Here is a 5,451-nt window from a genome sequence, read left to right as displayed (position 1 = left end):
GAACTCGTAAAACAGCGCCGCCTGGTCGACCTGCCGTTCACCCATCATCGCCGCCGCCCTCCGCCCGCATGACGGAGTGAATCAGCGACGGAGCCCCGCTTCAACGGCCGAGTTTTTCAACGGAATCAGCCAGATGCTGACGTTCAAAGAGAGCTCGCGGCCATTCGATGACACGCACGGACCCGGAGTGATCAGCGCCTCCCGACCGAAAGACGCGCAAAGCGCCGTTCCGAGAGGCTTCGTGACCCGAACGGAACTTAGACTCATAGATTTTTTGTGTAATCTACATAACTGTACTTACAGTGTTCAGCTTTGTGTGGCGACTGCCGGATCAACGTCGAGAACGGCGGCGCCAGCAAAACTGATCAGCCCGCCGGCCGACGCCGACTGCGTGGATCGCGTAGTGAGAAAGCCCTGCGTGACGGAGCGGTGGGCCCGACCGTGGCCAGCTCCATCGTGTGACCCGGCCGTCGTTCAGGAAGCTGTTGTTGATGCGGGTCAATGAGATACCGCATGAAAAAAGCTCTCATTCACTTCCGATCCCGGTAAGCGCCTTCGCACGTTCGCCGATGCCGCACGAACAGGCCCGAGAAGCCGGTGCGCGGCTCCGTGGCGGACTCCGGCCCCCCGAGAGGTGATCAAAATGCTGAAAGCAGCGCCAGTTCGGATCGCCGTAGCGTTCCTGATGCTCTCGGCCGCCTTCCACGAGGGCGTCGTATCAGCGACCGCATGCTCCCGCTTCGTCTATCTTGGCGATGACGGCAACGTCTTCACCGCCCGATCGATGGACTGGGAGAAGCCGATCCAGACCGATCTTTACGTCCTTCCCCGAGGCATGGAGCGCAATGGTGGAGTGGGGCCGAATTCGATCCGATGGACATCCAAGTACGGATCGTTGGTCGCCCCTGTATTCGACACTTTCACATCCGACGGAGCGAACGAAGCGGGATTGACCGCCAATGTGCTTTGGCTCGAAGAGTCTCAATACCCCGACTCGGACGCCAGCGGGCCCCCGGGGCTAGCGATTTCGGCGTGGGCCCAATACGCGCTAGACAATTTTGCGACCGTCGCCGAAGCGGTCGCCGCATTCGAAAAGAAGCCCTTCACGCTCGTCACGGGCAAGCTGCCCGGAGCGCAATTCAATGCGACGGTGCACCTGTCCCTGTCGGATTCAAGCGGCGACAGCGCGATCATCGAGTATCTCGACGGCAGGGAAGTCATTCATCATGGCCGCCAGTACCAGGTTCTGACCAACTCGCCGACCTATGACCGGCAACTGGCGCTCGCTTCCTATTGGACGCAGATCGGAGGCACGGTCATGCTCCCCGGCACCAGCCGGGCGGCGGATCGCTTCGCCCGTGCGTCTTTCTATGTGAAGGCGATCCCGCCGAACGGCGAGCCTGACCAACTCCTGGCCAGCGTCTACGGCATCATCCGCAATGTTTCTGTGCCGCTCGGGGTCTCGACCAAAGACCAGCCGGAGATATCGTCCACCCGCTGGCGGACCGTCTACGACCACAAACGCCGTCTCTACTATTTCGAATCCGCGCTTTCGCCGAACACATTCTGGACCGACCTCGGCCGGATAGACTTCTCGAAGGAGAACGGGAAGGTACTGAAGCTCGAGCTGGGCCCCGAGCAACGCAACGTTTTCGCCGGCGACGCCACCGGGTCGTACCGAGAAGCCGAGCCTTTTCACCTCGCTGGACAGCCGGCGCGGTAGCGAGGACTTACGGCGACGGGCGGCCCTCGCCCTCGCCGTTCGACACCACCCACTACGGGGGTGACGGGCGAATTCTCGCGCGGCGCCGAGCGGGATCGTGCAGGCCGCCGACCCATGACCTGCGGAAAGGCGACGGCCTAACCCTCGCTGGCCAAGGATCAGTTCGCCCGGCTCACCTCGACGAGGTTGTCCGAGAAGGGCGGGCTATGCCCCATGTCGCCGAACTACCGCAGGTAGCACGGCGACATCGGCGTGCACCACGGCCCACGCGGAGTCTGATCCATGGCGGGCGCGCCCTTGGCGCGGCGATGGACATGCAGGACTGATGCGATGGGCGTGACCGCAGACAATACTTACTTCGACCAGATCGTGCGCAACTACGAACGCTTGGGCGAGCCGATGACCCGGCCCTTCGCGCTGCAGGTTCTCGACCTGGTGGGCCTGGCGCCCGGCGACCACGTCCTCGACGTCGCCACGGGGACGGGCGTGCTCGCCGTCGCCGCTCAGCACGACGAGGTCGAGGCCTTCGTTCGCCACGGCCTCCATCGTCTCGACGACGGCGCGGCCGTATACATCTCGCAACAGATATGCGCGATGGCGGACTCGGCCGTTCTTGTCGCTCGGGACCTGACGGCCTCTTGCGCTGGGTCCGCTACCGCTCTGTCAAAACCAGCTCACCGACTCCAACGGCAATATTGAAGCCAGCTTGAGTTTGGAGGCTGAGAGGCTGCAGTGCGAATTGCTTGTTTGATCCGCCGACCAGGACATTTGCCCCAAGACCAACGCCGATCGTCGCGTCAGCTGTCGCGCCAACATAAACTCCCGCAAGCGATCCCGGGGCGTATCCGGTCTGTGGCGAGAAGACGGCCCACACGATCACGCTGCGCGCCTCGACGCCCACATCGAGACCATATTTTCGGATTTCGCCGTGGTAGTTCTCATCTTCGCCCACATCGGGATGAAACGTGCATCGCGTTTTCGCTTTGGAGAAAACGATCTCTCCAATCTGCGGACCAGTCGTGCAGGTGAGGAGGCCGATCTTCACACTAGACTGCGCCGACGCTGGCGTCGCCGCGGAAACAGCCATGAGCAGTCCGATCACATACAAGACTGCGGCTCGAGCTGCCATGGTGTTCTTGCCCGTCATTGGAAGTGCTCCCTCAACCGTAATTAACGTAATTGAAGCACGCCAAGCGCCATCGTGCACAGAATAGTCAGATGATTCTACTCATAGGTCCTTGATATGGATCAACCGTCTTCCTCGAGCTTGCGCGTTTCGAACCTCGCGTTTCGCGGCCTCGGTTAGGACCACGTCGAAGGTGCGCTCGGCGGCTGCGATCGCCTGGATCTGCATCCGCGACAGCGCTCGCGGCCGCCGTCGCGTGTGCGCTGCCTGTCGTTGACGCGAGCCAGCGACTTTTTCGGCATCCTGATCCTGCAGGAGGGCGATGCCATGAAGCAGCTTCGGCCCTTTAGAGACCCGGCGCTTGGAATCGGAAATTCCTAACATAAGCGTTGGGTCACCTGCTGCCGGCGTCACAGCGGCTCGGCGCCAGAAACTGACAGCACGCTGTCGCCGAACGGGACTTCGGTGGGCGCAGTGATCTGCCAATGCCGCCCCAAGCGTAGGTCGCGCGCCGGCAAGAGCATGCCCCCCGGTTATGAACTCCTCCTGAGCGGTCCAAGGTGAGTGTCACCGAAGCCGCTGACGTATTTCAGCCCGTAGCCCAAGGCTCGATCCAACCCGATATGGGCCAGCCAGATCAGAGCCAGGCCTAACGTCATACGGTCGTCCAGAAGCGCGGATCCGCTCAGGAGCAGGAGCGGCGCTATCGTGCTGTGGGCCGCGTTGTAGATCGCCGCGCCGACTTTCGGACTTGCCAGGTATCCCAGCATACTGAGGTCTGGCGCCAGAACGAGAGCCGCCAGCAGCCACCAAGGCTGCCCCGCCCACCAGTAGCCCACCAGCGCGGACAGCAGTAACGCCGCGCCTTCCATCCTGAGCAGCGAGCGCGGCGCGCCCTGCACATAGCCATCTGTCATGCTCCGATACTCCAGCCAGAGCCGGGCGCTCACTGCGTCCGTGCGTTTGAGCGCGCGCTCCGATGTCTCGCTTTCCGCCGGACCGGGGTCCATCCGAAATCCAGCCCGCTCAGGCGCCGCGGCTTCTTCTGCCGCGCGATCGTCGGCGCGGAGGGCGAGCCGGTTCGTGGAGCGAAGCCGGTCCGGGACCGGCGAGGAGAATTGCCCAAGGTTTCATGTGCGGATCGCCGTTTCGGGCCGGCTCGCGGCGCTCATAATGCGCCCGCTCGGTCGAGGGGCGGTCAACATCATTCTGCGGCCGATCAGCGTCGATTGACAGCGCAGGCGGACCGCACAGCTGCCGGGCCTCTCTCTGGACCAAAGCAGTTGGCGGTCGTCCAGGCGAACGGGCCAACCTGATGGACCGGACGCAGGGCGTTCCCGCGCGGCCCCCCCCGCGAGCGCGCGTCGCCGGCGATCCGCAACGACGCCACGGCCATCTACAGACTGAAATGGAAGGTTCATGAACATCAATGACGTTTCGGAGCCTGCAACACGCATGCTCCAGATGATCACCGGTTACTGGGTGACGCAGATTGTTCATGGGGCTGCGGTGGCCGAATACGCCGAACACCTGCAGAAGCGCCCGGCGACTGCGGAGGAGCTCGCCACGGTTGCCGGCATGGACCCGTCGGCGGTGTTCCGACATTTGCGCGCCTGCGCGAGCCTCGGGCTTGTCGGCTTCGACGGCGAAAGGTTTGCGACGACTCCGCTGCTCGACACGTTGCGACGGGATCATCCTCAGTCGATGCGCGGATTTGCATTGTCGCAGCCTGCAGCGGGCCATTGGCTGCCCTGGGGGCGCTTTGCCGAGGCGCTCCGCTCAGGGCGTCCGCAGACGGTTCCTGCATTGGGCGCAGGCATCTTCGAGTATTACGGACGAACGCCGACCGAGGCGGCTTCATTCACCGAATCGATGGAGGGCCTGACAGCGCTTGTGGCCAGCGAGGCCGCACGCGTTCTCGACACAACCGCGGTTGATCGGGTCGTGGACGTCGGAGGCGCGAGCGGCGCTCTTCTGGCGCCGCTCCTGGAAGCCAATCCTTCCCTGAAAGCGACGTTGTTCGATCTGCCGAACGTGATCGACGGCCAAGCCTTCTCCAACGTACCGGATCAAATCCGTGCGCGGATAGACAAGGTCGCAGGGGATTTCTTCACAAGCGTCCCTTCGGCGGACCTCTACCTTCTGAAGTGGATCCTCCACGATTGGGACGACGAGGAATGCGTCACCATTCTGCGCAACTGCCGGAACGCGATTGCGCCGGGTGGCCGGGTGGCGATCCTGGAACTCGTGTTGGGCGAGTTGGGCGAGTTGGGCGAGGCAAGTCTCGCGCCGCTCATGGACCTGAACATGCTGGTTATGTTGACCGGCCGCGAGCGTTCCCTGGCTGAGTATCGCGCCCTTCTGGTGAAAGCGGGGTTCGGCGATGTGGCGATTACTCACACCCAGTCTCCGATGGCGATCATCACCGCCCGACCTTCAGCCTGACGGGAAGAACTGGCCACCTGACCGAGACGACCTAGGGCCGAGACTCATAACCAGTAGCTGACGATCGCGGCGATGTGGACGGCGGCGAGGAAGCTGGTGGCGTTACGGTCGTAGCGGGTTGCGACGCGTCGGAAGTCTTTGAGGCGGCAGAACATGC

At 63.1% G+C, this 5,451-nt stretch carries 6 protein-coding genes and 1 pseudogene; 3 read left to right on the top strand and 4 right to left on the bottom strand.

Translation table 11 applies throughout. The annotated features are described in order from the left end of the window. Positions 1-685: 685 nt before the first annotated feature. On the top strand, positions 686-1,723 hold the full coding sequence (locus ACIKT0_RS12290; protein ID WP_407105618.1) for a linear amide C-N hydrolase: 1,038 nt from the start codon (positions 686-688) through the stop codon (positions 1,721-1,723). A 330-nt stretch (positions 1,724-2,053) separates the two neighbouring features. Further along, positions 2,054-2,422, top strand: a complete 369-nt coding sequence (locus tag ACIKT0_RS12285) for a class I SAM-dependent methyltransferase (RefSeq protein ID WP_407105617.1) — start codon at positions 2,054-2,056, stop codon at positions 2,420-2,422. Here the strand turns inward: ACIKT0_RS12285 and ACIKT0_RS12280 are convergent. From ACIKT0_RS12280 to ACIKT0_RS12270, 3 genes are all read right to left on the bottom strand, one after another. After that, entirely contained in the window at positions 2,376-2,870 is a 495-nt protein-coding gene (locus ACIKT0_RS12280) for a DUF992 domain-containing protein (RefSeq protein WP_407105616.1), read from the bottom strand. The genes ACIKT0_RS12285 and ACIKT0_RS12280 overlap by 47 nt on opposite strands. Before the next feature lie 81 nt (positions 2,871-2,951). Then, complete coding sequence (locus tag ACIKT0_RS12275; protein WP_407105614.1) at positions 2,952-3,233, bottom strand: hypothetical protein; 282 nt, start codon at positions 3,231-3,233, stop codon at positions 2,952-2,954. 149 nt (positions 3,234-3,382) lie between these two features. Next, positions 3,383-3,766 carry a DUF4260 domain-containing protein gene (locus ACIKT0_RS12270; protein WP_407105612.1) on the bottom strand — a complete coding sequence of 128 codons (384 nt, stop codon included), beginning with the start codon at positions 3,764-3,766 and terminating at the stop codon, positions 3,383-3,385. A gap of 502 nt (positions 3,767-4,268) precedes the next feature. On the opposite strand from ACIKT0_RS12270, the gene ACIKT0_RS12265 reads away from it, so the two are divergent. After that, positions 4,269-5,294, top strand: coding sequence for a methyltransferase (locus tag ACIKT0_RS12265; protein WP_407105611.1), 1,026 nt, complete (start codon positions 4,269-4,271; stop codon positions 5,292-5,294). Positions 5,295-5,338: 44 nt separating this feature from the next. On the opposite strand, the pseudogene ACIKT0_RS12260 reads toward ACIKT0_RS12265, so the two are convergent. Continuing rightward, positions 5,339-5,451, bottom strand: a pseudogene (locus ACIKT0_RS12260) (IS5/IS1182 family transposase); the annotation flags it as partial.

Source organism: Hansschlegelia beijingensis, from assembly GCF_045505405.1.
In the GTDB taxonomy this organism is placed as follows: domain Bacteria; phylum Pseudomonadota; class Alphaproteobacteria; order Rhizobiales; family Methylopilaceae; genus Methylopila; species Methylopila beijingensis_A.
The sequence above is the reverse complement of the archived record's forward strand: the minus strand, read 5'-3'. Positions and strand labels throughout refer to the sequence as shown.

Bases quoted from the DNA above. Each gene is read 5' to 3' on its own strand.
- ACIKT0_RS12290 (WP_407105618.1), top strand. From the start codon at position 686: ATGCTCTCGGCCGCCTTCCACGAGGGCGTCGTATCAGCGACCGCATGC.
- ACIKT0_RS12285 (WP_407105617.1), top strand. From the start codon at position 2,054: ATGGGCGTGACCGCAGACAATACTTACTTCGACCAGATCGTGCGCAAC.
- ACIKT0_RS12280 (WP_407105616.1), bottom strand. From the start codon at position 2,870: ATGACGGGCAAGAACACCATGGCAGCTCGAGCCGCAGTCTTGTATGTG.
- ACIKT0_RS12275 (WP_407105614.1), bottom strand. From the start codon at position 3,233: ATGTTAGGAATTTCCGATTCCAAGCGCCGGGTCTCTAAAGGGCCGAAG.
- ACIKT0_RS12270 (WP_407105612.1), bottom strand. From the start codon at position 3,766: ATGACAGATGGCTATGTGCAGGGCGCGCCGCGCTCGCTGCTCAGGATG.
- ACIKT0_RS12265 (WP_407105611.1), top strand. From the start codon at position 4,269: ATGAACATCAATGACGTTTCGGAGCCTGCAACACGCATGCTCCAGATG.